This window comes from Cupriavidus sp. 05N40 (assembly GCF_056397305.1).
Genome location: NZ_JBFTND010000095.1, coordinates 1 through 26764, shown reverse-complemented (window position 1 = coordinate 26764; position 26764 = coordinate 1). Strand labels below are relative to the sequence as shown.

26 protein-coding genes are annotated in these 26764 nt (G+C 67.5%); 12 read left to right on the top strand and 14 right to left on the bottom strand.

What is annotated here, in order from left to right; all coding sequences use genetic code 11:
• From AC1DO7_RS22030 to AC1DO7_RS22015, 4 genes are all read right to left on the bottom strand, one after another.
• Positions 1-354: tripartite tricarboxylate transporter permease (locus AC1DO7_RS22030; protein WP_477116565.1), on the bottom strand; the 354-nt coding region annotated here is incomplete at its 3' end.
• A gap of 266 nt (positions 355-620) precedes the next feature.
• Entirely contained in the window at positions 621-899 is a 279-nt protein-coding gene (locus AC1DO7_RS22025) for a pentapeptide MXKDX repeat protein (protein WP_441612671.1), read from the bottom strand.
• A gap of 73 nt (positions 900-972) precedes the next feature.
• A complete protein-coding gene (locus AC1DO7_RS22020) occupies positions 973-1746 on the bottom strand; it encodes a molybdopterin-dependent oxidoreductase (protein WP_441612670.1) in 774 nt (257 codons plus the stop codon).
• A gap of 32 nt (positions 1747-1778) precedes the next feature.
• On the bottom strand, positions 1779-2414 hold the full coding sequence (locus AC1DO7_RS22015; RefSeq protein ID WP_441612669.1) for a cytochrome b/b6 domain-containing protein: 636 nt from the start codon (positions 2412-2414) through the stop codon (positions 1779-1781).
• Between the two features lie 436 nt (positions 2415-2850).
• Here AC1DO7_RS22015 and hisN point away from each other — a divergent pair, with 436 nt between their 5' ends.
• The 4 genes from hisN (at position 2851) to ppk2 (ending at position 7116) form a co-directional block, all read left to right on the top strand.
• Positions 2851-3642 carry a histidinol-phosphatase gene (hisN, locus tag AC1DO7_RS22010; protein ID WP_477116564.1) on the top strand — a complete coding sequence of 264 codons (792 nt, stop codon included), beginning with the start codon at positions 2851-2853 and terminating at the stop codon, positions 3640-3642.
• Between the two features lie 89 nt (positions 3643-3731).
• On the top strand, positions 3732-4985 hold the full coding sequence (locus tag AC1DO7_RS22005; RefSeq protein WP_477116563.1) for an Hsp70 family protein: 1254 nt from the start codon (positions 3732-3734) through the stop codon (positions 4983-4985).
• Between the two features lie 107 nt (positions 4986-5092).
• Entirely contained in the window at positions 5093-6112 is a 1020-nt protein-coding gene (locus AC1DO7_RS22000; RefSeq protein WP_441612666.1) for a transporter, read from the top strand.
• A gap of 86 nt (positions 6113-6198) precedes the next feature.
• A complete protein-coding gene (ppk2, locus tag AC1DO7_RS21995; protein WP_441612665.1) occupies positions 6199-7116 on the top strand; it encodes a polyphosphate kinase 2 in 918 nt (305 codons plus the stop codon).
• Positions 7117-7182: 66 nt separating this feature from the next.
• Here ppk2 and AC1DO7_RS21990 read toward each other — a convergent pair whose 3' ends face one another.
• Positions 7183-7371, bottom strand: coding sequence for a DUF1289 domain-containing protein (locus tag AC1DO7_RS21990; protein WP_441612664.1), 189 nt, complete (start codon positions 7369-7371; stop codon positions 7183-7185).
• Positions 7368-8252, bottom strand: coding sequence for an alpha/beta hydrolase (locus tag AC1DO7_RS21985; protein ID WP_441612663.1), 885 nt, complete (start codon positions 8250-8252; stop codon positions 7368-7370). The genes AC1DO7_RS21990 and AC1DO7_RS21985 overlap by 4 nt, the downstream gene beginning before the upstream one ends.
• A gap of 259 nt (positions 8253-8511) precedes the next feature.
• Between AC1DO7_RS21985 and AC1DO7_RS21980 the strand changes: the two genes are divergently transcribed.
• The 3 genes from AC1DO7_RS21980 (at position 8512) to AC1DO7_RS21970 (ending at position 11972) form a co-directional block, all read left to right on the top strand.
• The gene (locus AC1DO7_RS21980) at positions 8512-9825 is read left to right on the top strand and encodes a cation:proton antiporter (protein WP_441643355.1); all 1314 of its coding nucleotides are present in this window, start codon (positions 8512-8514) and stop codon (positions 9823-9825) included.
• Between the two features lie 128 nt (positions 9826-9953).
• Entirely contained in the window at positions 9954-11633 is a 1680-nt protein-coding gene (locus AC1DO7_RS21975; protein WP_441612661.1) for a M30 family zinc metallopeptidase, read from the top strand.
• Between the two features lie 21 nt (positions 11634-11654).
• The gene (locus AC1DO7_RS21970; protein ID WP_441612660.1) at positions 11655-11972 is read left to right on the top strand and encodes a DUF5818 domain-containing protein; all 318 of its coding nucleotides are present in this window, start codon (positions 11655-11657) and stop codon (positions 11970-11972) included.
• A gap of 96 nt (positions 11973-12068) precedes the next feature.
• Here the strand turns inward: AC1DO7_RS21970 and AC1DO7_RS21965 are convergent, their stop codons facing one another.
• A complete protein-coding gene (locus tag AC1DO7_RS21965; RefSeq protein ID WP_441643354.1) occupies positions 12069-13145 on the bottom strand; it encodes a substrate-binding domain-containing protein in 1077 nt (358 codons plus the stop codon).
• A gap of 276 nt (positions 13146-13421) precedes the next feature.
• Here AC1DO7_RS21965 and AC1DO7_RS21960 point away from each other — a divergent pair, with 276 nt between their 5' ends.
• The 5 genes from AC1DO7_RS21960 to AC1DO7_RS21940 are packed head-to-tail and all read left to right on the top strand — an operon-like array spanning position 13422 to position 19519.
• Complete coding sequence (locus tag AC1DO7_RS21960; protein WP_441612658.1) at positions 13422-13928, top strand: formate dehydrogenase subunit gamma; 507 nt, start codon at positions 13422-13424, stop codon at positions 13926-13928.
• A complete protein-coding gene (locus AC1DO7_RS21955; protein WP_441612657.1) occupies positions 13925-15502 on the top strand; it encodes a formate dehydrogenase beta subunit in 1578 nt (525 codons plus the stop codon). The genes AC1DO7_RS21960 and AC1DO7_RS21955 overlap by 4 nt, the downstream gene beginning before the upstream one ends.
• A 47-nt stretch (positions 15503-15549) precedes the next feature.
• Positions 15550-18405 carry a formate dehydrogenase subunit alpha gene (gene fdhF, locus AC1DO7_RS21950; protein WP_477116562.1) on the top strand — a complete coding sequence of 952 codons (2856 nt, stop codon included), beginning with the start codon at positions 15550-15552 and terminating at the stop codon, positions 18403-18405.
• The gene (fdhD, locus tag AC1DO7_RS21945; protein ID WP_441612655.1) at positions 18402-19259 is read left to right on the top strand and encodes a formate dehydrogenase accessory sulfurtransferase FdhD; all 858 of its coding nucleotides are present in this window, start codon (positions 18402-18404) and stop codon (positions 19257-19259) included. The genes fdhF and fdhD overlap by 4 nt, the downstream gene beginning before the upstream one ends.
• On the top strand, positions 19256-19519 hold the full coding sequence (locus tag AC1DO7_RS21940) for a formate dehydrogenase subunit delta (protein ID WP_441612654.1): 264 nt from the start codon (positions 19256-19258) through the stop codon (positions 19517-19519). The genes fdhD and AC1DO7_RS21940 overlap by 4 nt, the downstream gene beginning before the upstream one ends.
• On the opposite strand, the gene AC1DO7_RS21935 is transcribed toward AC1DO7_RS21940, so the two are convergent.
• The 7 genes from AC1DO7_RS21935 to AC1DO7_RS21905 form a co-directional block, all read right to left on the bottom strand.
• Positions 19520-19993, bottom strand: a complete 474-nt coding sequence (locus AC1DO7_RS21935; protein ID WP_441612653.1) for an MgtC/SapB family protein — start codon at positions 19991-19993, stop codon at positions 19520-19522. It lies immediately after the preceding gene.
• 164 nt (positions 19994-20157) lie between these two features.
• Positions 20158-21207: a hypothetical protein gene (locus AC1DO7_RS21930; RefSeq protein WP_441612652.1), complete on the bottom strand. Its 1050-nt coding sequence runs from the start codon at positions 21205-21207 to the stop codon at positions 20158-20160.
• 17 nt (positions 21208-21224) lie between these two features.
• Positions 21225-22277: a hypothetical protein gene (locus tag AC1DO7_RS21925; protein WP_441612651.1), complete on the bottom strand. Its 1053-nt coding sequence runs from the start codon at positions 22275-22277 to the stop codon at positions 21225-21227.
• Positions 22274-25138, bottom strand: a complete 2865-nt coding sequence (locus tag AC1DO7_RS21920; protein WP_477116561.1) for a toxin VasX — start codon at positions 25136-25138, stop codon at positions 22274-22276. Before AC1DO7_RS21920 ends, AC1DO7_RS21925 begins: the two co-directional genes overlap by 4 nt.
• A complete protein-coding gene (locus tag AC1DO7_RS21915; protein WP_441612649.1) occupies positions 25135-26079 on the bottom strand; it encodes a DUF4123 domain-containing protein in 945 nt (314 codons plus the stop codon). The genes AC1DO7_RS21920 and AC1DO7_RS21915 overlap by 4 nt, the downstream gene beginning before the upstream one ends.
• On the bottom strand, positions 26076-26234 hold the full coding sequence (locus tag AC1DO7_RS21910) for a hypothetical protein (protein WP_441643352.1): 159 nt from the start codon (positions 26232-26234) through the stop codon (positions 26076-26078). The genes AC1DO7_RS21915 and AC1DO7_RS21910 overlap by 4 nt, the downstream gene beginning before the upstream one ends.
• 178 nt (positions 26235-26412) lie before the next feature.
• On the bottom strand, positions 26413-26764 hold a 352-nt coding region (locus AC1DO7_RS21905; RefSeq protein ID WP_477116560.1), incomplete at its 5' end, for a transglycosylase domain-containing protein.

The window sequence follows — 26764 nt, the reverse complement described above, 5'->3', positions numbered from 1 at the left end:
GAACGAGCCCAGGCCGGCGGTGGCCAGCGCCACCCCCGCTCGCCCTCGCCTGGCCATCTGGTAGCCATCGATGGTGGTCACCACCGACGACGATTCACCAGGCAGGTTGACCAGGATGGCGGTGGTCGAGCCACCGTACTGCGCGCCGTAGTAGATGCCGGCCAGCATGATCAGCGCGGCCACCGGKGGCAGCGTGTAGGTCACCGGCAGCAGCATGGCGATGGTGGCCAGCGGGCCGATGCCCGGCAGCACGCCGATCAGCGTGCCCAGCACGCAGCCGAGGAAGCAGTAGCCTATGTTCTGCAGGGTCAGGGCCGTGGAGAACCCAAGGCCCAGATGCTCGATCAAATCCATGACGCCGCCTCCCCGCCTGCATCGTTGTGCCACGAGATATCCTCGACAGCAGGCGCGCGCAGGCTGCGGCCCCGATGGCTTATCCATTCACGGTAGGCGCGGGTGCTTTCATCCGCCTTTCAGTGCGGCACGCTGCGGGTATGTACCGATGGGCGGAGCGTGACGCCGGAGATGCCTGAGGCACAAAGCAGCCGCCCCGCGCTCGGGCGGGGCGTTTCGGCACGGCTGCCGCTTGCGCGGCAGGCGGGAGCGCGATGGCGATGTCCCTACTGCTTCGTGGCGTCCTTGCTCATCGCATCCTTGCCCATGGCGTCCTTCCCCATCGTGTCCTTGCCCATGGCGTCGTGCCCCTTCTTCATCTTGTCCTTGCTCATCGCATCCTTGCTCATTGCATCCTTGCCCATGGCGTCCTTGCCCATGGTGTCCTTGGCCATGCTGCTGTCCTTGCTCATGGGAGCGGCATCCTTCTTCATGGCGTCCTGCGCGAAAGCGTGGCCGCCGAGCAGCATGGTGGCCGAGAGCAGGGCTGCGAACAGTTTGTTCATGGAATACTCCTTGGGGTGGTCAGTGTGCAGGCCGGCACCATGCCGGCCGATTCTTCGCGCGGATCCATGCGGGTCAGGATCCGCCGAACCAGTTGTATCCCTGGTCTTCCCAGTAACCGCCGGGATACGTGTTGGTGACGTACAGCGCCATGATGTGCTTGGGGTTCTTGTAGCCAAGCTTGGTCGGCATGCGCAGCTTCATGGGAAAGCCGTATTTGGGAGGCAGTCTTTCCCCGTCGTAGGTAAAGGTCAGCAAGGTCTGCGGATGCAGCGCGGTCGGCATGTCGATGCTGGTGTAGTAGTCGTCGGCGCAGCGGAAGCCGACGTAGCGGGCGCTGGTGTCCGCGCCCACCCGCTGCAGGAACGTCGAGAACGGCGTGCCGCCCCATTTGCCGATGGCACTCCAGCCCTCCACGCAAATATGCCGCGTGACCTGCGAGGTCTGCGGCAGCGCGTAGAGCTGCTCGAGTGTCCACGGGGTCTTGCGCGCGACCAGGCCGCTCACTTCGAGGCGAAAGCCATCGGCCTGCACCTGCGGCACTTCATCCTCGCCGTAGAAGGCGTTGAACGGGAACGGTCGCGTCAGCCGGGATTCATCGTAGGTCGGCGCCAGCCGGTCGGGATCGAACAGCCAGCCCTGCACTCGGTCGTTGAAGCGCGACACCGCGGCGAGGAAGCGCTCGACGGAGGCGTCGTCGCTGATGCTGCAACCGGTCAGCAGCGACAAGCCGCCGAGCGTGATGGCACGCTTGCCGAACAGGCGGCGCGAGGGCATGTCGAGTGCGCGCGCAGCATCGCGCAGGATCAGTTCCCGGTCCGGCACGGCGATGGTCTTGGGCTTGGTCATGGGAGCTCTCTTGCGTGGGGGGAAGCGGGTACTCAGCGGCCGCGCAGCATGATCAGCAGCGTGCGCGGCACCAGCGCCACCATCGCCACATGCACGACCACAAACAGCACGATGGCGCTCATGCAGACGAAATGGACCCAGCGCGCCGCGTCGTAGCCGCCCATCAGCGTGCGCAGCAACGGGAATTGCACCGATTTCCACACCGCGAGGCCGGACAACACGGTCAGCACCAGTATCAGCACCACGCCGCAGTACATCGCCTTCTGCGCCGCGTTGTATTGCGCCAGGTCCGCATGCGCCAGGCGGCCGCGCAGCGCGGCACCGATGTCGCGCAGCGCGCCGCGCAGCGACAGCGGCAGGAAGCGGCGGCGCAAGCGGCCGGTCAGCACGTTCATCGACAGGTAGAACAGCCCGTTGGCCACCAGCAGCCACATCGCGGCGAAGTGCCACTGCAGCGCGCCGCCCAGCCAGCCGCCGAGCGTGATGTCATTCGGAAAGCGCAGGCCGAACAGCGGCGAGGCGTTGTAGATGCGCCAGCCGCTGAGGACCATGATGACGACGGCGATGGCGTTGAGCCAGTGGGTCAGGCGCACCCAGCCAGGCTGGATGATGGCGGACGTATGTCCGCGGCGGCCGGGTACGGGCCGCGATGGCTGATTTGTCTCCACCGTCGTTCTCCAGGAGCGGGCGATATTGCGCAACGCGCGCCGGGGTCCGGATGGGATGAGGGCGTGGCGCTGCAGCGTTCTATGTGCTTTTGTCGACGGTCAGGCCACGAACTTACACGCGCGCCGAAATTTTTTTACGGAGCGCGGACGCGTCGGCAAGGGGTATGCCCGGGGTCACTCAGCAAGCTCGGAGGGGGCGCGGCAGGCGCGCGGCGCAAGGGGAACGGGCTGTTGGGCGAGGCAGGAAACGGCTACCCGCACGCTTGACATTAGCATCGGGCGGGCACGGCGCCAAAGACAATCGGCGCCAGGCTCCGCGCCGCCCGGCCGGGGCAGGGCCTGCACGGTGCGTGCCGCTACAATGCTGGCTTCCCGGACGCGCTGCGCCATTCCCCGCCCGGGGACAGCCCCCGCCGTACCGCACCAGGACCCCGAGATGCCTTTCACCGCCGAGCAACTGACCGAATACATGGACTTCGCGGGCCAGCTCGCGCAAGCGGCCGGCGCCGCCAGCCTGCCGTACTTCCGCAGCGCGCCCGCGGTGCAGGACAAGGGCGGCCGGCGTTTCGACCCGGTCACCGAGGCCGACAAGGCTGCCGAGCATGCCATGCGCGCCCTGATCCGGGCACGCTACCCCGAGCACGGCATCCTGGGCGAGGAGGAGGAGCGCGTGGCCGGCAGTTCGCCGCTGACCTGGGTGCTGGATCCGATCGACGGCACCCGGGCTTTTATCACCGGGCTGCCGCTGTGGGGTACGCTGATCGCACTCAACGACGGCCAGCGGCCGGTGCTCGGCGTGATGGACCAGCCCTTCACGCGCGAGCGCTTCAGCGGCGACGGGCGCGGCGCCTGGCTCAATGGCCAGCCGCTGCGCACGCGCCCTTGCGCGGACCTCGCGCAGGCCAAGGTGAYGTGCACCACGCCGGAGATGTTCGAGGACGAGGCCCAGTTCGCGGCCTTTCGCCGCGTCGCGGATGCCGCCCGGATGCAGCGCTACGGGGGCGACTGCTACGCCTATTGCATGGTTGCCGCCGGCCACGTGGACGCGGTCGTCGAGGCGGGCCTGAAGCCATACGACGTGCAGGCGCTGATCCCGATCGTGCAGGGTGCCGGCGGCGTGATGACCAGCTGGAGCGGTGGCGATGCGCAGCACGGCGGCACCGTGGTCGCCTGCGGCGATGCGCGCCTGCACCAGCAGATACTCGCCCTGCTCAACGCGCCGGCCTGACCATCCCCGGGGCCGGCCGGACCGTTCGCTTGCCAGGAACGCGCTATGATTCAGGGCTTCATTTTTGCAGCAGGAAAGAAACAAGAAACATGACGTCAAACGCATGCGGCCTCGATTTCGGCACCTCCAATTCCACGGTGGGCTGGGTCCGTCCGGGCCAGGCCACGCTGTTGCCGCTCGAAGACGGCAAGCTGACGCTGCCCTCGGTGATCTTTTTCCATGCCGAAGACCCGCTGGTGAGCTACGGCCGCGCCGCGCTCGGCGATTACCTGGCCGGCTACGAGGGGCGGCTGATGCGCTCGCTCAAGAGCCTGCTGGGCACCTCGATGATGGAGGACAGCACCGAGGTGATGGGCCAGGCCATGCCGTTCCGCAAGCTGCTCGCGCATTTCATCGGTGAACTCAAGCAGCGTGCCGAGAGCGTCGCGGGCGCGCGCTTCGAGCAGGTCGTGCTGGGCCGCCCGGTGTTCTTCATCRACGAAGACCAGAAGGCCGACCAGCTTGCCGAGCAGACCCTGCGCGAAATCGCCGCCGACGCCGGCTTCAGGGACATCGAGTTCCAGTACGAGCCGATCGCCGCGGCCTTCGACTACGAAGCGACGATTTCCCGCGAGGAACTGGTGCTGGTGGCGGACATCGGCGGCGGTACCTCGGACTTCTCGCTGGTGCGCCTGTCGCCCGAGCGCGCCGGCAAGACCGACCGGCGCGGCGACATCCTCGCCAACGGCGGCGTGCATATCGGCGGCACGGATTTCGACAAGAGCCTGAGCCTGGCCAGCGTGATGCCCTTCCTCGGCCTGGGCAGCGAGCTGCGCAACGGCAAGGCGATGCCGTCGGGGCAGTACTTCGACCTGGCGAGCTGGCACACCATCAACCTGGTGTACACGCGCAAGGCGTGGTCGCACGTGATGGACAACTATCGCGACGCCGCCGACAAGGTCAAGCTCGACCGCCTGATCAGCCTGATCAAGCAGCGTGCCGGCCACTGGCTGGCGATCCAGGTGGAAGCGGCCAAGATCGCGCTGTCCGCCGAGCCGCAGACCGAGCTCGACCTGGGCCGCATCGCGCCGGGCGAGACCATGGCCATCAGCCGCGCCGACTTCGACCAGTCGATCGGCAAGCTGGTCGGCAAGACCGAGCAGACCGTGCAGGCCCTGCTGCGCGACGCCGGCGTGCAGGCCGATGGCATCGATACCGTGCTGTTCACAGGCGGCTCCAGCAGCGTGCCGCTGCTGCGCGAGCGGCTTTCCGAACTGATCCCGGGCGCGCAGCGCATCGAGGGCGACCTGTTCGGCGGCATCGGCTCGGGCCTGGCGCTGGACGCGCGGCGCAAGTTCGGCTGAACCCACGGGGCCGCGTGCGCCGGTCTCCGGCGCCGCCCGGCAGACCTCTGCCCCGTGTCATGCCGTCATGCTAATGTGCCGTTTTCGCGCAATCGAAGAGGCAATACATGCAAGCGGCTATCGTCGAAGCCGGCTACGGCTCCGATCCGGTCGGCCTGGTAAGCGGCTTCCGCTTCCCGCCGGGAAAGCCGGGCCAGCCCATCGACTCGGCCAGCGCATCCGCCTGGCTCAAGGCGCCGCCGCCTGGCGACGAATTCATCTGGCTGCACTTCAACCTCGCCCATAGCGCCTGCGAGCGCTGGCTCAAAGGGCAGATGGACCTGCCTGAAGGGTTTTTCGAGGCGCTGCGCGAGGGCTCCCGTTCCACGCGTATCGAACGCCTCGACGCGGCGCTGCTGGCCGTGGTCAACGACGTCATTTATAACTTCGGCGTCACTTCCACCGATATCTCCACGCTGTGGGCCTGCGCCGACCGCCGCCTGCTGGTGACGGCCCGCCTCAAGCCGCTGCGCTCGGTGGACCAGTTGCGCGCCTCGGTCAAGCAGGGCGAGCTGTTCAGTTCGCCGCTGTCGCTGCTGGTGCACTTGCTGCGCGACCAGGCCGACGTGCTGGTACGCATCGTGCGCGAAACCAGTGCCAACGTGGACCTGATCGAAGACCGCCTGCTGTCGCAGCGGCTGCAGGGCAACCGTGTGGAGCTGGGCTCGATGCGGCGCGGGCTGGTGCGGCTGCAGCGGCTGCTGGCGCCCGAGCCCGGCGCGCTGTTCCGGCTGCTGAACCGGCCGCCGGACTGGCTGCGCGAGGAGGACAGCCAGGACCTGCGCGAATCCACCGAAGAGTTCTCGCTGGTGCTCAGCGACCTGGCGGCGCTGGTCGAGCGCATCAAGCTGCTGCAGGAAGAAATCGCCGCCAAGCTAAACGAGCAGACCAACCGCACGCTGTTTACACTGACCCTGGTGACGGTGCTGGCGCTGCCCATCAATATCGTGGCCGGCTTCTTCGGCATGAACGTGGGCGGCATTCCGCTGGCGGACCACCCGCACGGCTTCTGGGTGCTGGTGGTGCTGGTGGCCAGCTTCACCGTGCTGGCCGGGCGCTGGGCGTTCCGCAAGCAGGAAGACTACTGAACGCCACCGGACGGCAGTGGCGCCCGTTCATACCGCCGTCACATGCTGCTGCTAGGCTGGCGTGCTGATGCGAAGAGGAGTGTGCGATGAGACCAGACGAGAGCGAGCTGATCCGGCGTATCCACCGCGAGGTGGCCGATCACTATGACGAAGAACTCGAACTGGAGCTGGAAGACCACCACGTCGACACGCTGTTCGGCGAAGGCGGCGGCGGCCTGGACGAAGAGGAGCGCGCTGCGCGCCGCGAGTATTTCCGCGAGCTGTTCCGCCTGCAGGGCGAGCTGGTCAAGCTGCAGAGCTGGGTGGTGGAGAGCGGCCACAAGGTCGTGATCCTGTTTGAAGGGCGCGACGCCGCCGGCAAGGGCGGCGTGATCAAGCGCATCACGCAGCGGCTCAATCCGCGCGTGGCCCGCGTGGCGGCGCTGCCCGCGCCCAACGACCGCGAGCGCACGCAATGGTATTTCCAGCGCTATGTCTCGCACCTGCCGGCCGCCGGCGAGATCGTGCTGTTCGACCGCAGCTGGTACAACCGCGCCGGGGTCGAGCGCGTGATGGGTTTCTGCACCGACGACCAGTACGAGGAGTTCTTCCGCTCCGTGCCGGAGTTCGAGCGCATGCTGGTGCGCTCGGGCATCCAGGTCATCAAGTACTGGTTCTCGATCTCCGACGACGAACAGAACCTGCGCTTCCTCAGCCGCATCCATGACCCGCTCAAGCAGTGGAAGCTCAGCCCGATGGATCTCGAGTCGCGCCGCCGCTGGGAGGACTACACGCGCGCCAAGGAGATCATGCTGGAGCGCACCCATATCGCCGAGGCGCCGTGGTGGGTGGTGCAGGCGGTCGACAAGAAGAAGGCGCGCCTGAACTGCATCCATCACCTGCTGCAGCAGATGCCCTACGTCGAGCGCGTGCAGCCGCCGGTGGTGCTGCCGCAGCGCGAGCGGCACGAGGACTACACGCGGCAGCCGGTGCCACAGGCCATGGTGGTGCCGGAGATCTACTGATCGCCGCCACGGCCGCGGCGGTGCCGACCGGCGCCACCACGTCCGTGGCGCCGCGCTTTCCCTGCCTCAGCCCTTCTTCCTGGCATCGCGCAGCGCCACCTCGCGCTCCGGCCTCGCGGCGATGATCTTCCTGCGCTTCTTCTTTTTCAGTTCCTTCCACGCCTTGCATTCCTTGCGCGTGCGCAGGCACCCCTTGCAGTAGCCGGTGGCCTCGTCGAACTTGCAGATCTTGATGCAGGGCGACGGCACGCTCATGGCGCGCTCCCGCATTCGGCACGGCGCAGCACGAAATCGGCCACATCGTCGCGCACCGGCGACAGCCAGTGCAGGGGATCGGAGAAGGCGCCGATCAGCAAGGTGTGCGAGAGCCGCGCGTAGCTGCGGTACTGCGTGGGCACGCCGCGCTGTTCCAGCCTGGCCGCCATCTGCGCCGAGTTGCGCTGCGGGTTGACCAGGCGGTCGCCTTCATCCACGCCGATGAAGGCGGCGGGCGTGCCCGCCCGCGCATAGTCGATCGGCTGCGAGCCGGCGGGGTAGTCGGGATGGTGGAACACGGGCCTGGCCTGCGGGTTCTCGATGGGCAGGAAATCGTAGGGCCCGGCCAGGCCGATCCAGCCGCGCAATTGTGCCGGGCTCATGTCGACGCCTTCCAGCCAGCGCGGATCGAGCGCCAGCATGGCGGCGTTGTAGGCGCCGGCACTATGGCCCATCACGAACAGGCGCTGCGGGTCGCCGCCATAGCTGGCGATCTCGCGCCGCGTCCAGGCGACCGCGCGCGCGTTGTCGGCCAGGAAATCGGGGTAGCCGACCTCGGGATAGAGGCGGTAGTCGGGAATCACGGTAAGGATGCCCCGCGCGGCCAGCGCGGCGGCGACGTAGGCATAGTCGGCCTTCTCGCCACTGCTCCAGGTGCCGCCGTAGAAGAACACCACCACCGGCGCCTTGCCGCCGCATGCCGGCTCGCGCGGCGCGTAGACGTCGAGCTTGCCCCGTGCGCCGCTGGCAAAGGGGACGCCGGCGCTCAGGGCATACGCCTTGCTTTGGGTTAATCCATTGAGCACATCCGCGGTGGAGCACGCGCCCAGACCGGCCAGCGGCAGCGCGAGCATCGGTGCAAGAAAACGTGTTGGTGACATGGGCCTGCCCTTTGCGCCGGTAATTTTTTCAAATGCCGCCGGCCATTCTTGCATGACGGCGGGCGCCGTGCATTGCCTGGCATGCTGCGGCGCGGCCATGGCCGCGTGCAATGGCGCGCTTGCGTATTGGTCTGCGCGGTGCGCCGCAATATGGATGCCCGCTGGATGCCCGCCCGCGAGCCGGCAACGCGCATCCGTCCGACCAATCCTGCGGATCCTGAATCCTGGCGATCCCGCAGAAGCCTCCGGAGGTACCCGCTTGCTTGGCACCTGGGCATGGGTCATCGGCGCGCTGCTGATCACCATGGGGCTGATCGGCTCGATGATGAAGCGCCTGCCGGTCTCGGCTTCCGCGCTGTACCTCGTGTCCGGTATCGCGCTCGGGCCGTCGGGGATGGGCCTGATCCGGGCCGACCTGGCCGACCGCGGGCATGCCGTGGTGCTGGAAACGATCACCGAGATCGCGCTGCTGGTCTCGCTGTTCGCGGTGGGGCTGCGGCTGCGCGTGCATCCGCGCGAGCGGATCTGGCGCATTCCCCTGCGGCTGGCCACGCTGGGCATGCTGCTGACCATTGCCATGCTGTATGCGATCGGCACGCTGCTCATGGGGCTGCCGGCCGGCGTGGCGCTGCTGCTGGCCGCCATCCTGGCGCCGACCGATCCGGTGCTGGCCTCCGATGTGCAGGTGGCTGACCCGCAGGACCGCGATCGCATGCGCTTCAGCCTGAGCGGGGAGGGCGGGCTGAAYGATGGCGCCGCCTTTCCCTTCGTCATGCTCGCGCTCGGGCTGATGGGCGCGCGCGGGGCGGGCGGCACCTGGCAGCACTGGTTGTGGGCCGAGCTGCTGTGGGCCACGCTGGCCGGCCTGGCGCTGGGCTGGGGCATGGGCTGGCTGTGCAGCCGCGCGGTGCTGGCCTTGCGCAAGCGTCACGGTGGCGCGCTCGGCATGGAGAGCTTCTTCACCATCGGCCTGATCGGGACGGCCTACGGTGCGGCGCTGGCTGCACACAGCTATGGCTTCCTTGCCGTGTTCGCCGCCGGCCTGGCGATGCGGCATGTGGAGCATGCCGAGAACGTGGACACAGAGCCCAGCGAAGTGCTGGAGTCGGCCGCGCTGGTCGGCCAGGAAAGCACGGCGGTGCAGCACGACAAGGCTGCGGCCTACCTGGCGCATATCGTCGGCGAGTTCTCGCTGGATCTCGAGCGGCTTGCCGAACTGAGCGTGATGGTGCTGGTGGGCGCGCTGCTGTCGGCGCGGCTGCTGCGCTGGGAATACCTCGGCCTGGGGCTGGCGCTGATCCTGCTGGTACGCCCGCTGGCCGTGTATCTCAGCACCGCCGGGGCGGCGCTGCAGCCCGCCCAGCGCCGCCTGGTGGCATGGTTCGGCGTGCGGGGCATCGGCTCGGTCTATTACCTGGCATACGCCCTCGCGCATGGTGCCGATCCACGCCATGCCCTGCTGCTGGCCGACGCCACGCTGTGCGTGGTGGTGCTCTCGGTGGCGCTGCACGGCTCCTCGGCCACGCCGCTCATGGCCATGTACCGGCGCTGGCGCGGTGGCGGCGGCGGCTGACACGCCGGCGCCCAGCGCCACATGAGGCACATCCGGTACTAAAGCTCCGATCGGCGGATGCCGATATTGGCGTTGTCAATGCGCACGCCGAGGCTGCGCTGCCATCCCAGAAACGGAGCAAGAAGAGAATGTCGGACACCGGAATCCGCGCGCGCGCCAGCGTGATCGCATCACTCCTGGCCGCCGCGATGCTGGCGGCTTGTGGAGGTGGCGGGGGCGATGCGCCAGCTACCCAGGCGACGGCCAGCCCGCCCGTCGTCCCGGTTCCCTCGGTGCCGGCGCCGGCATTGGCCCCTGCGTGCAGCGGCTGTGGCGCGGTCGACGGCAGCAACTACGCGGGCAGCGGCACGGGAATCTGGGAGGCGTCCAACACCGCCGGCACCGCGGCCGACCTGTCGGTGGCCATCGGCGGAGTGAACGGCAAGGCTGTCACGCTGCTCTACACCAATGGCGCCACGGCCCAGCCCATGCCGGCGTTGTCGCTGTCGGTGATCCAGCCGGTGGTGGGCAACCTCTCGATTCAATCCGCGCAGGCCACGGGTTCGTCGCAAGACGAGCAGACCCTGCGCGACATATCCGAGTTCAACCGTTCGGGCTGGGCCGCGCTGGCGGGTACCAAGCACACCGCCAGCTTCTCCGGGATGGCGCCGCCGCCGCCGCAGGCCTCCGTGATCGGTGACGTGAAGAGCTGGTACCACACGGACGGCACGCGGCATTCGGCCACGCTCGAACGCAGCGTTCCCGGCCAGGACGGCACCATCGTCAACTTCTGGGTGGAGACCACGGAATGGACCCCGACCGGCAGCAAGATCAGCAACACCATCGTCGATTCGCTTGCGTCGGGCTTCGCCGGCGCCGGCGGCATCTATGACATGCTGACCTCGGTGGGCGGTCCGATGTGGGGGCCGCACAGCTACAGCAACCTGATTTCCGGCACCGGCCAGCCGGTCGATATCGTCATCCTCAACTTCGACAACAACAACACGCCGTACGGCACGGTGGGCTACTTCTGGGGCCTGCACAACCTGAAGAACACATCAGATGCGCGCAGCAACGAATCGCTGTCGCTCTACCTCGATTCCGAGACGCTCTACCTGGGCGGCGCCGAGGGCCTGAAGTCGATGAAGATGACCATGGCGCATGAAGGCATGCACATGCAGAATTTCTATCGCCGCGGCGTCAAGGCCGGCCCGCAGTACGCGTTCGATACCTGGCTGGAGGAGATGTCGGCGATGATGATGGAGGACTTCGCCAGCTATACCGTCGACGCCACCTTCAACGCGATCCGCGACGTGCGCTTTCGCGACTACGTGAGCTACGGCAACGGCAATTTCAATTGCAATCTGATGAGCTTCACCGGCTTCGGCGCAACCTGCGAGAGCTACTCGGTATCGGGCAGCTTCGGCGGCTTCCTCGACCGGCAGCTCGGCCTGGCCTTCTACAAGGACCTGCTCTCGCGCACCAGCAGCACCGATTCGAAGACCGTGCTCGACCAGTCCATCAAGACTGCGCGCGCGGATTCCGGCTTCGAGCAGGAACTGCTGCGCTGGAGCGTGACCAGCAATTCGCTGATGCCGGCGGCGTCCTCGCCGGCGCGCTTTGGCTACCCGGCCCGCGTCGAAGGCGGCTTCACCTTGCCGCTGATCGATCCGGACAAGTACCGCGCCACGCGCAAGCTGCCAGGCTCGGTAGCCCCCACGCTGCAGCCCTACGGCAGCTTCCCGGTGGTGCGCACCAACACCGGCGCCACGTTCAGCGAGACCGTGCGCATTCCGGCCGGCGCGACGTTGTCGGTGGTGGTGTACTGACAGGCCCGCACCGACCACGCCATGCACCGCATCCTGATCCTGATCGCCGCGCTCTGCGCCGTACTGGCGGCCTGCGTGCACGCGGTGCCGGCCGGGGGCGTGATCGCGCTCACCGGTAAGGTAATGGTCAAGGGAAGCGCCCTGTTCCAGCAGCCGATGCTGGTCACGGCAGACGGCGCGGTCTGGGTGCTGGACGCGCTTCCCGTGGAGCAGGCCCGGGCGCTGGGCAGCCGCGAGGTGACGGTCACCGGCGTGGTAGTGCGCCCAAACCAGCCGGGCACCTGGGCGCCGGCCATCCGTGTCGAGCGCCTGGAAGACACTTCCGGGGCTTTGCGCTAGCAGGGCAGAAGCGGCCCCCAATGGTGGCGCGGCGGCAGTCCGGTGGTCGCCCGATAGCCGCCCGGCGGCGGTCGCCGGCGAGCGCCTTGCACCGCCTCAGGGGAACGCCTCTTCCAGCGTCAGCACCGTACCCGTGAGGGTAGCGTCGTAGCCGGGCAGGGCATCCACCACCTGGCGGAAGCTGCCGCTGCGCAGTGCCGCCACGGCGCCGGCCAGCGCCGGGCTTTGCAGCCGCTCGCGCTCGATGGCGAAGAAATAGCGCTCCTTGAGCACCGGCACGAAATCCAGGCCGAATCGCCGCGCGGCGGTCTCCACGCCGAAACCCGCATCCGCCATGCCGCTGCCGATATAGGCCGCCACCGCCGCATGGGTGAATTCGCCGTTGCTGTAGCCCTCGATGCGGCTGCTGTCGATGCCGCGCGCCTCCAGGATCAGGTCCAGCAGCAGCCGCGTGCCCGAGCCGGTCTGGCGATTCACGAAGCGCACGTCGGGCCGGCACAGGTCGCCCAGGCTGGTGATCCGCTGCGGATTGCCTGGCCGCACGAAGATGCCCTGCGAGCGCACCGCCAGATGGATCAGCAGATGCGTCTCGGGCCGGATCCAGGTGGCGAAGCGGGCCAGTGTTCTTTGCTCGAACTCGCCGATCGGCACATGGAAGCCGGCGATGTCGCAGCCACCCTGGGCGAGCGCGGCCACCGCCTCGAGGCTGCCGCAATATTTCAGGTCGTGGCGCACCTGGTGCGCATCGAGGAAATCATGCAGGGCGGCTACGGCGAAGCCATGGCTGGCGTGCAGGCGCAACGCAGGCTCGGCGCGGTTCACCAGCTTCTTGAGCTCGATCTCCAGCTCCGATGCCAGGCTTTCCAGCGTGGGCGAGAGCCGCGCCGCAATGCGCTTGCTGGCCCACACCAGTTGCTGCGCCAGCGGCGACAGCGCAGTGCCGCGGCCGCGGCTCTTGGCGATCAGCGCGCCGCCGAACAGGGCTTCCGCGTCGCGCAGGATGCCCCAGGCATAGCGGTAGGACAGGCCGGCGGCCTGCGCCGACTGGCTGATGCTGCCGGTGCTTTCGATCAGGCCAAGCAAGGTCACCAGGCGCGAAACGTCCAGCGCCGGGCCGGCGCCGGAATCGTCGTCGCGGACCTGCAGGTGGGGCTCTATGGAAATGCGGATCATATGTGAAAAATAGCATATTGCTCGAATGCATCCAACTGCCTATAGTCCGCTCAAAGAGGCACTGAAAGCGGGAGGATGTCGCTCGAAGTGGCAGTGCAGCATGGCTGAAGCCCGCCGGACGGCCTCCAGATATGAAAAAAATAGCATATAAAGCGGTGGCTGCACGACGGTCGCCGCACCCCGCAGCAGATCCTGGCAAGACGCGCAAGCCAATGCGCCGCACCGTCTGCCGCCGGCCCTAACGCGCCGGCCCGTGCTGCTTCACCAGGAGATCCGATGTCCCTACCCGCCGCTGACGCCTTGCGCGAGCCGGCTCGCGCGCAGATCGCCGGCATCATCGCGGCGCGCCGCGACATGCCAGGCGCCTTGCTGCCCATCCTCCACGAGATCCAGGACGCGGTTGGCTATGTGCCGTCCGAGGTCCTGCCCGAGATCGCGCGCGCGCTGAACCTGTCGCGTGCCGAAGTCCACGGCGTGGTCACCTACTATCACGACTTCCGCGAGCGCAAGGCCGGCCGCCACGTGGTGCGCGTATGCCGCGCCGAGGCGTGCCAGTCGGTGGGCGGCGAGGCGCTGGCCGCGCACGCCGAGCGCGCCGTCGGCTGCGCGTTCCACGAGACCACCGCCAATGGCGAATTCACGCTCGAGGCGGTCTATTGCCTGGGGCAGTGCGCCTGCGGCCCGGCCGTGATGATCGACGGCAAGCTGGCCGGGCGCGTCACGCCGCAGCGCTTCGACGCGCTGCTCGCCGCTTGCGAGCGCAGCGCGGAGGTGCCAGCATGAGCGCCACCGCGACCGCTACGACTACCACTACCGTATTCGTCCCCTGCGATTCCAGCGCGCTCGCCATGGGCGCCGACGAAGTCGCGAACGCCATCGCGCGCGAGGCCGCGGCGCGCGGCGCCGCCGTGACGCTGGTGCGCAACGGCTCGCGCGGCATGTTCTGGCTGGAGCCGCTGGTGGAGGTGCAGACCGCGGCGGGCCGCGTGGCCTATGGCCCGGTTACGCCGGAAGACGTGCCGGCGCTGTTCGACGCGGGCTTGCTCGCCGGCGGCGCGCATGCGCTGGCGCTCGGGCTCACCGACGAGATTGCCTTCCTCAAGAAGCAGGAGCGCCTGACTTTCGCCCGCGTGGGCATCACCGATCCGCTCTCCCTGGCCGACTACCTCGCACACGATGGCTTTGCCGGCCTGACACGCGCGCTGGCGCTGGACGGCGCGCAGATCGTGCGCGAGGTCACCGATTCCGGCCTGCGCGGGCGCGGCGGCGCAGCCTTCCCCACCGGCATCAAGTGGCAGACCGTGCTGAACGCGAACTCGCCCGTCAAGTATGTGGTCTGCAACGCCGACGAGGGCGATTCCGGCACCTTCTCGGACCGCATGGTGATGGAAGGCGATCCCTTCATGCTGATCGAAGGCATGACCATCGCCGGCCTGGCGGTCGGGGCAGAGCACGGCTATATCTACGTGCGTTCGGAGTATCCGCACGCCATCGCCATGCTGGAGGCCGCCATCGACATCGCGCAGGCGGCCCGCTGGCTCGGCGAAGATATCCGCGGCAGCGGGCGGCGCTTCTGCCTGGAAGTGCGCAAGGGCGCCGGCGCCTACGTGTGCGGCGAAGAAACCGCGCTGCTGGAAAGCCTCGAGGGCAAGCGCGGCGTGGTGCGCGCCAAGCCGCCGCTGCCGGCGCTCGAAGGCCTGTTCGGCCAGCCCACCATCATCAACAACGTGATCTCGCTGGCCACCGTGCCGCTGATCCTGGCGCGCGGCGCGCAGTTCTACCGCGACTACGGCATGGGGCGCTCGCGCGGCACGCTGCCGTTCCAGCTGGCCGGGAACGTGCGCCAGGGCGGCCTGGTGGAGAAGGCCTTCGGCGTGACCCTGCGCGAGCTGCTGGAAGACTACGGCCAGGGCACGCGCAGCGGCCGTGCCATCCGCGCGGTGCAGGTGGGCGGGCCGCTCGGCGCCTACCTGCCGGTGTCGCGCCTGGACACGCCGATGGACTATGAGGCGTTCGCCGCCTTCGGCGCGGTGCTCGGGCACGGCGGCATCGTGGTGTTCGACGACACCGTGGACATGGCGAAGCAGGCGCGCTATGCGATGGAATTCTGCGCCATCGAATCCTGCGGCAAGTGCACGCCGTGCCGGATCGGCTCCACGCGCGGCGTGGAGGTGATCGACAAGATCATCGCCGGCGACCAGCCGGTCAAGCATGTGAAGCTGGTGCGCGACCTGTGCGACACCATGCTGGGCGGCTCGCTCTGCGCCATGGGCGGCATGACGCCGTACCCCGTGCTGTCGGCGCTCGACGCCTTCCCGGAAGACTTTGGCGTGGCCGTGCCCGCCAAGGCTGCCTGATGCCACTGAACCAGCAAGATACCAGCGAAGAAATGCGGGAGCCCGCCTTGAACACACGCAACGAAATCGACTTTGGTACGCCCCCCAGCGAGGCGCAGGAGCAGGTCACGCTGCAGATCGACGGGGTCGACATCACGGTGCCGGCCGGCACCTCGCTGATGCGCGCCGCCGTGCAGGCCGGCGTCAACGTGCCCAAGCTGTGCGCCACCGACAGCCTCGAGTCCTTCGGCTCGTGCCGCCTGTGCCTGGTCGAGATCGAAGGCCGGCGCGGCTATCCGGCCTCATGCACCACGCCGGCCGAAGCCGGCATGAAGGTGCGCACGCAGAGCGACAAGCTGGCCGACCTGCGCCGCGGCGTGATGGAGCTGTACATCTCCGACCACCCGCTGGACTGCCTGACCTGTCCCACCAACGGCAACTGCGAGTTGCAGGACATGGCCGGCGTAGTGGGCCTGCGCGAAGTGCGCTATGGCTACGACGGCGCCAACCACCGCGCCGAGGCCAAGGACGAATCCAACCCGTATTTCACCTACGATCCTTCCAAGTGCATCGTGTGCAACCGCTGCGTGCGCGCCTGCGAGGAAACGCAGGGCACCTTCGCGCTCACCATCAGCGGGCGCGGCTTCGACTCGCGCGTGACGGCGGGGCAGGGCGGCAGCTTCATGGAGTCGGACTGCGTGTCGTGCGGGGCCTGCGTGCAGGCCTGCCCCACCGCCACGCTGGCCGAGACCTCCATCATCCGCATGGGCCAGCCCGAGCACAGCGTGGTCACCACTTGCGCGTACTGCGGCGTGGGCTGCGCCTTCAAGGCCGAGATGAAGGGCAATGAAGTGGTGCGCATGGTGCCGTACAAGGACGGCCAGGCCAACGAAGGCCACTCGTGCGTGAAGGGGCGTTTCGCCTGGGGCTACGCCACCCACAAGGACCGCATCCTCAACCCGATGATCCGCGCGAAGATCACCGACCCGTGGCGCGAAGTCTCGTGGGAAGAGGCCATCGCCTACGCCGCTTCGCAGTTCAAGCGCATCCAGGCCGAGCATGGCCGCGACTCCATCGGCGGCATCGTCTCGTCGCGCTGCACCAATGAAGAAGGCTACCTGGTGCAGAAGCTGGTGCGCGCCGCCTTCGGCAACAACAACGTCGATACCTGCGCGCGGGTCTGCCACTCGCCCACCGGCTACGGCCTCAAGCAGACGCTCGGCGAATCGGCCGGCACGCAGACCTTCCGTTCGGTCGAGAAGTCCGACGTCATCCTGGTGATGGGCGCCAACCCGACCGACGGCCACCCGGTGTTCGCCTCGCGCATGAAGAAGCGCCTGCGCGCCGGCGCGAAATTGATCGTGATCGACCCGCGCCGCATCGACCTGGTCGATTCGCCGCACGTGCGCGCCGACTACCACCTGCAGCTGCGCCCGGGCACCAACGTCGCCGTGGTCACCGCGCTGGCCCACGTGATCATCACCGAAGGGCTGGCGGACGACGCCTTTATCGCCGAGCGTTGCGAGGACCGAGCGTTCCAGCAATGGCGCGACTTCGTCAGCCTGCCGGAGAACTCGCCCGAAGCCATGGCGGAGGTCACCGGCATCCCGGCCGGGCAACTGCGCGGCGCCGCGCGCCTGTACGCCACCGGCGGCAACGCCGCGATCTACTACGGCCTGGGCGTGACCGAGCATGCGCAGGGCTCCACCACCGTGATGGGCATCGCCAACCTGGCCATGTGCACCGGCAACATCGGCCGCGAAGGCGTGGGCGTGAATCCCCTGCGCGGGCAGAACAACGTGCAGGGCTCGTGCGACATCGGCTCCTTCCCGCACGAGCTGCCGGGCTACCGCCATGTGTCGGACTCGACCACGCGCGGCCAGTTCGAGGCGGCCTGGAACGTGGAGATCAATCCGGAGCCGGGCCTGCGCATCCCCAATATGTTCGAGGCCGCGCTGTCGGGCAGCTTCAAGGGCCTGTACTGCCAGGGCGAGGACATCGTGCAGTCSGACCCGAACACGCARCACGTGGCSGMGGCGCTGTCGGCGATGGAATGCATCGTSGTGCAGGACATCTTCCTCAACGAGACCGCCAAGTACGCGCACGTGTTCCTGCCGGGCTCGTCCTTCCTCGAGAAGGACGGCACCTTCACCAACGCCGAGCGCCGCATCTCGCGCGTGCGCAAGGTGATGCCGCCCAAGGCGCGCTACGCCGACTGGGAAGCCACCGTGCTGCTGTCCAATGCGCTGGGCTACCCGATGGAGTACACCCACCCGTCGCAGATCATGGACGAGATCGCGCGGCTCACGCCGTCCTTCCATGGCGTCAGCTATGCGCGCCTGGACGAGCTCGGCAGCATCCAGTGGCCGTGCAACGAGGCCGCGCCAGACGGCACGCCCACCATGCACATCGGCAGCTTCGTGCGCGGCAAGGGCAAGTTCATCATCACGCGCTACGTGCCCACCACCGAGCGCGTCAACCGCGCCTTCCCGCTGATCCTCACCACCGGGCGCATCCTCTCGCAATACAACGTGGGCGCGCAGACGCGCCGCACCGAGAACGTGATGTGGCACGACGAGGACCGCCTGGAGATCCATCCGCACGATGCCGAGGAGCGCGGCATCAAGGACGGTGACTGGGTCGGCGTGCAAAGCCGCGCTGGCGAGACCGTGCTGCGCGCCATCGTCAGCGAGCGCATGCAGCCGGGCGTGGTCTACACCACCTTCCACTTTCCCGAGTCGGGCGCCAACGTGATCACCACCGACAACTCGGACTGGGCCACCAACTGCCCCGAGTACAAGGTCACGGCGGTGCAGGTGATGCCGGTGGCGCAGCCGTCCGAATGGCAGCGCCAGTACCAGGATTTCAACGCGCAGCAGTTGCGCCTGCTGCAGGCGGCCAGCGCGGAGGCTGGCCCGGCATGACCGCGATCCGCTCCGGCGCGGGATGGGCGCCCGGCGATGCCGAGCCGCCCACCCATAGCACCTTCGAGGTCGGGCGCAGCCGCCTGGGCCTGGTTGCGCTGGAGGCCGACGAACTGGCCGAGGAAGTGCCGGTCGCGCTCGAGTACAACGGTATCTCGCACGCGGTGATGCTGGCGTCCCCGGCCGACCTGGATGACTTCGCGCTTGGCTTCAGCCTGAGCGAAGGCCTGGTGGCCAGCCCGCGCGACATCTACGAGATCGACACCGAGGTGGGCTGCGACGGCATCACCGTGCGCCTGCGCATCGCCGCCGAAGCGTTCGCGGCCTTCAGGGAGCGGCGCCGCGCCATGACCGGCCGTACCGGCTGCGGCCTGTGCGGCACCGAATCGCTGCAGGAAGTCATGCGCGCGCCGGCGCCGGTCAGCAGCAGCGCCAGCTTCAGCGGCGCCGCGTTGTATGCCGCCTTCGCGCAGCTGCAGACGCGCCAGGAACTGCTGCGCCACACCGGCTCCACCCACGCCGCCGCCTGGCTGCGCCCCGACGGGCAGGTCGGCCTGGTGCGCGAAGACGTGGGCCGCCACAACGCGCTGGACAAGCTGATCGGCGCGCTGGCGCGCGGCGGCGAGGACATCGCGCGCGGCGCCGTGCTCGTGACCAGCCGCGCCAGCTATGAAATGGTGCTCAAGACCGCCAGCGCCGGCGTCGGCCTGCTCGCCGCGGTGTCCGGCCCCACCGCGCTCGCGGTGCGCCTGGCGCAGGAAGCCGGCGTCACCCTGGCAGGCTTCGTGCGCGACGGCCGCCACGTGGTCTATACCCATCCCCAACGCCTGCAGGACAGGACGGAACAGGCATGAACACGGACAACCTCGTCAAGATGGCGAACCAGATCGGCAGCTTCTTCGAAGCCATGCCGGACCGGGAAGAAGCGCTCGCGGACATCGCCTCGCATATCAAGCGTTTCTGGGAGCCGCGCATGCGGCGTGCGCTGCTGGAGCTGCTGGATGGCGGCGGCGCCACCGGCCTGGACGACATTGTCGTGCAGGCCGTGACGCGCCACCGCGCCTTGCTTGCGGTGACGCTGCGGAAGTCGGAGCAGCAGGCCGAGCACCAGTGATCAGCCGCGCTTCCAGCGCTGCAGGATTTCCAGGATCGCCAGCGTGAACAAGGTGGCGAATACGGCCGTGGCGTCGCGCCCCAGCCCCGCCGCCACGCCGATGGCGGCCACCATCCAGATGCTGGCCGCCGTAGTCAGGCCCTTGATGCTGCCCTCGTCATTGAGCTTGATGATGGCGCCCGCGCCCAGGAAGCCGATGCCCGAGGCCAGGCCCTGGAGCACCCGGCTCATGTCGGCCAGTGGCACGCCCGCCTGCAGCGGCACCAGCACGAACAGCGCCGAACCGAGCGACACCAGCATATGCGTGCGCAGGCCTGCGGCCTTGCCGGACGTCTCCCGCTCGTAGCCGATCAGGCCGCCGAGGATCACCGCCACCGAGAGCCGGATCAGGATCCGCGTGGCTTCCTTGATGTCGGGCACGTCGGCGAATTCCGCGCGGAAGGTGCCGTAGATGTCGGTCCAGAGGGATTCCATTTTCTGCTGCCTGGCGGGCCGGGAGTCATTCCAGCGTAGCAGGCGCCGCGGGCGGGCGGGATCGGAGTTTGGCTGACATCGCGGCTCGGAGGGGGCGGGCGGGGTGCTGCAGCGTAAGCACGGACTCGCGCGGTCGAGCTGCATGGCCCGCGCGGCGCATGCCATCACGACGACTGCCTGCCCATGGGGATCTCCTTGCCCTTGCAGTCGACGAAGACGATGCCCTTGCCCATGCCGGCATAACGGTAGTAGACCGTGGTGCGTGACTTGACCGGCGTGGTGTCGTAGCCGGACAGGTCTGCACCAGGTGCGCAGAGCCGTTCGACCTCCTCGGGCCACTGGAACTGGCGGGCCTTGTGGGCGATCCAGCGGTCGACCAGCGGGCCGGCCGCGAACCAGTAAGCCCATCGGCTGGGGGAGAACCATTTGGCCAACGGCCCTTTACGGTCGGGCATGAAGCCACTCGGCTTGCGCACTTGCCCTGCGGCGATGGCTTCGGGGTGCGGCTGGACGGCGTCAAAGCCAAGCTCCATGTAGCGGCGTATGAATTCGAGGCGTTCCAGGCAACGGCCGAAGGTGGCGGAGTCCACGACATCGAAAGCGCCACCGACCGTGTAAGGCCGATCCCGTAGCGCGCGCTGGAAGGTGATGGGGTCCCAGTGCGTCAGTTGGTCGTAGGGCACAGGGAAGCAGAGGCGAAGTCGGTAGTCGGTGCCGAGTTCGACGAAGGGAGCTACCTCGCGCCAAGGCAAATGCACGACGCGATGGTCATGTGTTACGACGTGGACCAATTGTGCTTGGTGATTGAATCGCTGCCTGCTGTTAGCGCTGACGCCGCCAGCCCAAAGGAAGAACCATGCGATCAGCCCGAAAGGGATGCAGGCCAGAAGTCCCAGCAGCAAGTCCGTCGCGCTCTTGACTTCGCCGAACAAAGGGGCAAGCACGAGGACGGAAAACAGCGCGAAGGTGAACCCGCCCATTGGCAAGTACACGACGAAGTTGATTTCGCCTTCCATATCCGGTTCCAGATAGCGCGCATTGAACAACTCGCTGTCCGACAGATCATCGCTGAACCAGAGATCGCCGGGGTACATGGCGTAGCGGATATCCGGCAGCCGGCTGAAATCGTTGCGCTCGTCAAGCACTCCGCATCGCCGCTCGAAATCGGCTTTGGGATCGCCCGGCGGAAAAGACGTGTTCTGAGTCTGGCTCACGGGCAATGACTCCTCCATCATGATGACCGCCCGGCGAGACGGATCTCCTTGCCATTGCGGTCGACGAAGACGATGCCTTTGCCCATGCCGGCATAACGGTAGTAGACCGTGGTGCGTGACTTGACCGGCGTGGTGTCGTAGTCGGACAGGTCTGCACCGGGTGCGCAGAGCTGTTCTACCTCCTCGGGCCACTGGAACTGGCGGGCCTCGCGGGCTAGCCAGCGGTCCACCAGCGGGCCGGCGGCGAACCAGTAAGCCCATCGGCTCGGGGAGAGCCATTTGGGCAGGAGCCTATTGCGCTCGGGCGGGAAGCCGCTTGGCTTGCGCGCCAGCCCCGACGCGACGGCCTCGGGATGCGGTTGCACCGCGTCGAAGCCATGCTCCATGTAGCGGCGGATGAATTCGAGGCGTTCGATGCAACTGCCGAAGCTGGCTGCATCGGAATCATCGAAATGGCCGCCGATCATCTGAGGCCATTTCAGAAATAGGCGTCTGAAGGTAATGGGTGTCCAATGTGACAGTTGGCCATAGGGGACGGGGAAACATAGGCGAAGTCGATAGTCATTGCCAAACAGAACATAAGGTCTGACATCACGCCATCGTAGAGACACGACGCCTTTGTCGTAAGTCGTAACATGAACCAATTGGGCTTGGCGATTGAATCTCACTCTCGTACCAGGGCCACTCCCCATCCACAGAAATCCCCACGTGAACAGGCCGAACGGGATGCAGTTCAGGAGTGCGAACAATAACTCCAGGCCACTCTCTATTTCCCCCGAAAGCGGAAGCATTACCAGCACTGTGAACAGAGCAAAGTTGAATATTCCCGTCGCCAGGTACATGTAGAAATTGACTTCTCCCCGCATGTCGGGCTCCAGATAGCGCTCGTTGAAGAGGGCGCCGTCGGACAGGTCATCGCTGAACCAGAGATCGCCGGGATACATTGCGTAGCGGATATCCGGCAGCCGGCTGAAATCGCTGCGCTCGTCGAGCAGGGCGCATTGCCGCTCGAAATCCGCCTTGGGGTCGGCAGGGGGAAACGTGATTTCCGGCGTTTCGTGGTTGTTCACAGCCAGTTGCTCTCCGCCAGGATGAAGTCGGGATCGGTAAAGCCGTTCGGCCGGTATTCCACGGCCGTCTTGCCTAGCACGGTGTCCGAGGTGATGGTCAGGTAGCCCACGCCGTCGACCAGCTTGATCTGTCCCGGGTCTTCGTGCGTGACCATGCGGCCGGCGGGGTGCTGCAAGTCGGCAGCGTGCTGCTGCGTGACCTTGTAGTGGCTGATCTGCGGGCGCCAGCCCGGCAGGGCGACGGTGATGGTGCGCGCATCGGCGGGCAGCCCGGGGCCGTGGATGATCTGCCCTATCGGCGTGGCGGCGCCAAGTACCTTGAGCACGGCGATGTCGGTTTCGATATGCGGTTGCAGGAACAGGCGGTAGTACTCGCGCAGTTCTTCCACGTCGTCGGCGAAGGGCGGAGCGGGCGTGGTGCTGAAATACGCGTTGTTCTTGCGGTTGCCCCAGGTACTGCGGGCGATCCACGCGGTGATCTTGGCTTCGTCGGCCACGTGATCGTGCCAGGAGCGGCCGACCATATAGATGGCTTCCGCTGCGAGCAGGAACCAGCCGATGGGGCCGCTTCCGGCGCGAGCAACAGCGACCGGGCCTCGCACGGTAGCAAAGCGAGAGGCCTGCATGTACACAAGCGTATCTACCATCAGATCTAACTTGCCCAGTAGTTGCAGGCCACCAACACCGGCGATAACCGCCTGCAAAATACCTGTGGCAGCGCTAATTGCTGCGGCATCCCCTTGCTCGGTGGCAGCTGCACCAACGACCCCATCCTTGATCGCCATCACTGCCGCCGCCCCCGCCGCAATCCCGATCGCCCACCGCTCGAATCCCCTGGCAATARCATCCAACGCTTCGGCCGCCCTGGTATCCCCACGCAACCGTGCCTGATCGCGCAGCTTTTCGTAATACGCGCGGCTCAGGCCGGCTTGCCCGGCGCCGATGCCCAGCAGCTTGCCGCCGGCATCGAGCGCATGGGCAAAAGTGAGGCCGTCTTCCTTGCCCAAGGCCTTGAATGCAGCGCCTGCGCTATAGGCGGAAGCAAACAGCGCCACGCCGCTCAGCCCGATCCTGGCGTTGTGCCAGAAGCGCAGGCGCCCGCCAAGTTTTCCGATGGCGTGCTGTTGCGCCGCCACGCCCTGTGTGTCATAGACGTCGATGAGCGCATGCGCGGCCTGCGCCGCTGTCTGGGGCCGGAAGCCGTTGATGCCGTGCTGTCCGGTCTGCTTGCGCAACCATTCGCCGATGCCGTCCAGCGGTATCTCGTGGAGCCGGGCCACTTCGCCATCGAGTACTTCCATGATGGGGCGGTAGACACTGGTCCAGTAGGCATGCGGGGATTTCAGCCTGCCGGCGGAGACGAGCGCGCCGATCATCAGGCTGAGTTGCTGGGAGGCGCCATCGGGCGGCAGCCTGCCCAGCAGTTCCTGCAACGGTTTGAGCATCGGGTCGATGGCGAGGCGGCGCACCTGTCCCGCCGCCTTGCCCACGTACTTGGCCATGTCGGGGTGGCCCATGATGGCGTACTTGAGCAGGCCGGCGGGACCGTCCGGGGTGACTTGCGCGGCGAGATGGTCATTGCCGGGCTTGCACTGGATCAGGCCGGGCAGGATTTGCCCGACCAGGCAGCGCAGGTCCAGCGCGGCGGTGTCGTCGCCGGCATCGTGCGTTGCCACGATCAGGTCGAAGCGGGCCTTCTGCGCCTGGTACACCGACCACAGGTCCGTTGCGGCAACCGTGACCTGCCTGACGAACTGGTCGCGCTGCCCGGGATGGTCCTTAGCGAAACGCAGGCGTTCGTCTTCCCTGGCAAACGCGAGCCGCCCGGCCCTGGCGGCCAGGCCGGCCTGGTAGGCGCGATCGCGCGCGGCATTGGCCGCGCCGCCGCCGCTGCCGGGCGGCATGGCGCTGCCGACGGGGTCGTCCCGCAGTGCCTTCAGTTCGGCCTGTCGGGCGGCCTGCGCGCCCAGTTGGTCGACCAGGCTGGACACGCGCAGCTTGCGCCCGGCTTCGGCCGAGTAGGCGTTGAGTTCGTCCAGCCGCGCGTTGACGAGGAAGTTCAGTTCGCTGAGCATGCCGGCGAGGTCGTGCACGACCACCGCCAGCGGCACGATGTCCGTGCGCGGCATGCGTGCCACGTACATGGCATTGAGGATGGACTGGCATTCGCCGGCATCGGGCCGGGTCTCGCTCCAGGCGAAGACGCTGGGCTTGCCTTGCAGGCGGGGTTGCAATTCGTGCACCTGGGTCAGCCAGGCGGCATCGAAGGCATGCCGCTGGCCTGCGCCCTGCGCGGCCTTGATGCCGGTGGCCAGCATCGAGCGCAGCCCGCCCTCGTCCTTCTCGATCCGCCACAGGGCGGCATGGGTGAGGATGGTGTCGCTGACCAGCACAAAGGCCGTGCCGTCCCTGGCGTCGTGCGGCGCCAGCAGGTAGCGCACGGCGCCCGATTCGTCGGGCCGTGCGGCGCGGCCGGGGGCATCGCCGTCGTAGTCGGCCTGGGTCCACCAGATGTGCGCGAAACGGATGTCGTCGGTGACCTGGTAGTGCCGGGTCCACATGCGCCCGTCCCGGAAGAAGCACAGGTAGACGTAGCTGCGCGGACGCAGGACGCGCAGGCCGTAGCCTTTGCCGCCCACCAGCGCGGGATAGCCGGCCAGGCTGAGCGTGGCGAGGCCTTCTCCGATGAACGGGGTTTCCTTCCCGGCGGGGTCGAGGACCTTGCCGGCTACGCCGTAACGCAGCGGGTAGAGCGGGATACCGTGCTCGCACGATGGCGGCGAGATAGCCTTGCCTACGCGCTTGGCGCTGGCGTGGGGAGGCTGCAATGCCCTGGGGCATCGCGCGGTGGCGGCGGTCATGTCGATGGTCCCTTTTCCGGGATGGGTGAGATCCGGCGCAGGCGGTCTTCCAGGGCATGCAGGCGCTGCAGGCCTGCCATGTGTCGCTGTGTCAGGCCGGCGCGCAGTTCGGCGTCGGTCGCGAAGGGCGCTTGCGGATAGGCCAGGCGCAGCGCCATGTAGTGGCGCACGTCGCGCTCCAGGGTCAGCGCGAGTTTTTCCGCTTCCGTGGCGAACGCCGTGAGCTGGCGACACAATTCCTGTTGGTTTGCGGGATCGGCGAAGGCGGCGTGGAGCCGGGTGAAATGGCGCACGTTGTCGCGCATGAACCAGGCGTGGCTGGCGTGGCCGAGCGCGGCCTCGTCTTCGGATGTCAGCGCGACGTGGTGGCGGGGCGACAGTGCGGGGGCGTGCGCGTCGGGGTTGTCGGCGCACAGCCATTGGCCGCCTTGTTCCTCTGGCGTGCGCCACACGAGGGTCTGGATCGGGCCCAGTGTCTCGGCCAGGCGCGGGGCCGGCAGGCCCTCGCAGAGTTCTTCCAGCGCGCGCGGGGCGCCGAGGCTGTAGAAGAGAGGCAGGCCATCGGCAGCGATCAGCTGATGCAGTTGCTGCAGGTGGCCGAGCAAGCCGGCGTCATCGTCCCGGCTGAATAGCAGCAAGCCTGCCTGGCGGGGTGCCCAGTGCGCCAGAAAGTGTTCCAGTAGCGCTTTGTCCAGCGGTACCAGCAGGGGCCCGTGACGATAGCCGGGTGGCTGGTATTCGCGTTCCGTCTCGCGCCATATCCATTGATGATCGAAGCGTCCGGTGATGGCGCGGACTTCGGCTTCCAGGTCCGCATTCTCCGCGCCGTCGAGCCATAGCCAGCGGCGCGGCATGTCCGGCATGTCGTGCCAGGCGGGTTCCTGCACGCCCCGTACTCGCTGGCGCGGCCAGCCCGCCAGCGTTTGGCCGCCGGCGGTCACGCCCGCTCCTCGTTCCGTGGCCGGATGTCGCCGTGGCCGTGTCCCCGGCGGTGCAGCATGCGGCAGGGCAGGCTGCGAGGCGCGGGCGCGGTGAATGCGAAGTCAGCTTCGTCGCCAGCGGCGACAGCGAAGCGCGGATCGGATTGGCGTGGCATGGGAGACCTCCGTGCAATGCGGCGACATTGCATGTTGGTGGAGATCTCTTTGCCTGGGTGTCAGACGAATCCGCTTATCGATGGGGATGTTTCCCGGTGCCGATGTGACATGCCGCAAGGCGGCTCTTGCCTCGGTGCGCAGGCCGCGGCATGCCCCAAGGCCGCGGCGCCGGCGGTCCTACTTCAACCTCAACGGCTCCAGCAGCGCCGCGTCGTACTGCCCGCGATCGATGCGGCCGAGTTCGAACATCCGCAGCAGGATATAAGCCTGCCGCTGCCGCGCGCGCCGCGGGTTGACCACCGGGTTGTTGGCCGAGGGCGCCTTCGGCAGCCCCGCCAGCATCGCGCACTCGGCCAGCGTCAGTTGCCCCACAGGCTTGCCGAAATACACCTCGGCCGCCTCGGCGAAGCCATAGGCGCCCTGGCCGAGGTAGATCTTGTTCATGTACAGCTCGAGGATCTCGTCCTTGCGCATCGCATGTTCGATGCGGTAGGACAGCAGCACCTCGTATAGCTTGCGGGTATAGGTC

Coding starts and splice junctions, on each gene's coding strand:
- AC1DO7_RS21965 (WP_441643354.1), bottom strand. CDS start 13,145: ATGATCCGCATTTCCATAGAGCCCCACCTGCAGGTCCGCGACGACGAT.
- AC1DO7_RS21960 (WP_441612658.1), top strand. CDS start 13,422: ATGTCCCTACCCGCCGCTGACGCCTTGCGCGAGCCGGCTCGCGCGCAG.
- AC1DO7_RS21985 (WP_441612663.1), bottom strand. CDS start 8,252: ATGTCACCAACACGTTTTCTTGCACCGATGCTCGCGCTGCCGCTGGCC.
- AC1DO7_RS21935 (WP_441612653.1), bottom strand. CDS start 19,993: ATGGAATCCCTCTGGACCGACATCTACGGCACCTTCCGCGCGGAATTC.
- AC1DO7_RS22025 (WP_441612671.1), bottom strand. CDS start 899: ATGAACAAACTGTTCGCAGCCCTGCTCTCGGCCACCATGCTGCTCGGC.
- ppk2 (WP_441612665.1), top strand. CDS start 6,199: ATGAGACCAGACGAGAGCGAGCTGATCCGGCGTATCCACCGCGAGGTG.
- AC1DO7_RS21940 (WP_441612654.1), top strand. CDS start 19,256: ATGAACACGGACAACCTCGTCAAGATGGCGAACCAGATCGGCAGCTTC.
- AC1DO7_RS21955 (WP_441612657.1), top strand. CDS start 13,925: ATGAGCGCCACCGCGACCGCTACGACTACCACTACCGTATTCGTCCCC.
- AC1DO7_RS21975 (WP_441612661.1), top strand. CDS start 9,954: ATGTCGGACACCGGAATCCGCGCGCGCGCCAGCGTGATCGCATCACTC.
- AC1DO7_RS21910 (WP_441643352.1), bottom strand. CDS start 26,234: ATGCCACGCCAATCCGATCCGCGCTTCGCTGTCGCCGCTGGCGACGAA.
- AC1DO7_RS22020 (WP_441612670.1), bottom strand. CDS start 1,746: ATGACCAAGCCCAAGACCATCGCCGTGCCGGACCGGGAACTGATCCTG.
- AC1DO7_RS21970 (WP_441612660.1), top strand. CDS start 11,655: ATGCACCGCATCCTGATCCTGATCGCCGCGCTCTGCGCCGTACTGGCG.
- AC1DO7_RS21990 (WP_441612664.1), bottom strand. CDS start 7,371: ATGAGCGTGCCGTCGCCCTGCATCAAGATCTGCAAGTTCGACGAGGCC.
- AC1DO7_RS22000 (WP_441612666.1), top strand. CDS start 5,093: ATGCAAGCGGCTATCGTCGAAGCCGGCTACGGCTCCGATCCGGTCGGC.
- fdhD (WP_441612655.1), top strand. CDS start 18,402: ATGACCGCGATCCGCTCCGGCGCGGGATGGGCGCCCGGCGATGCCGAG.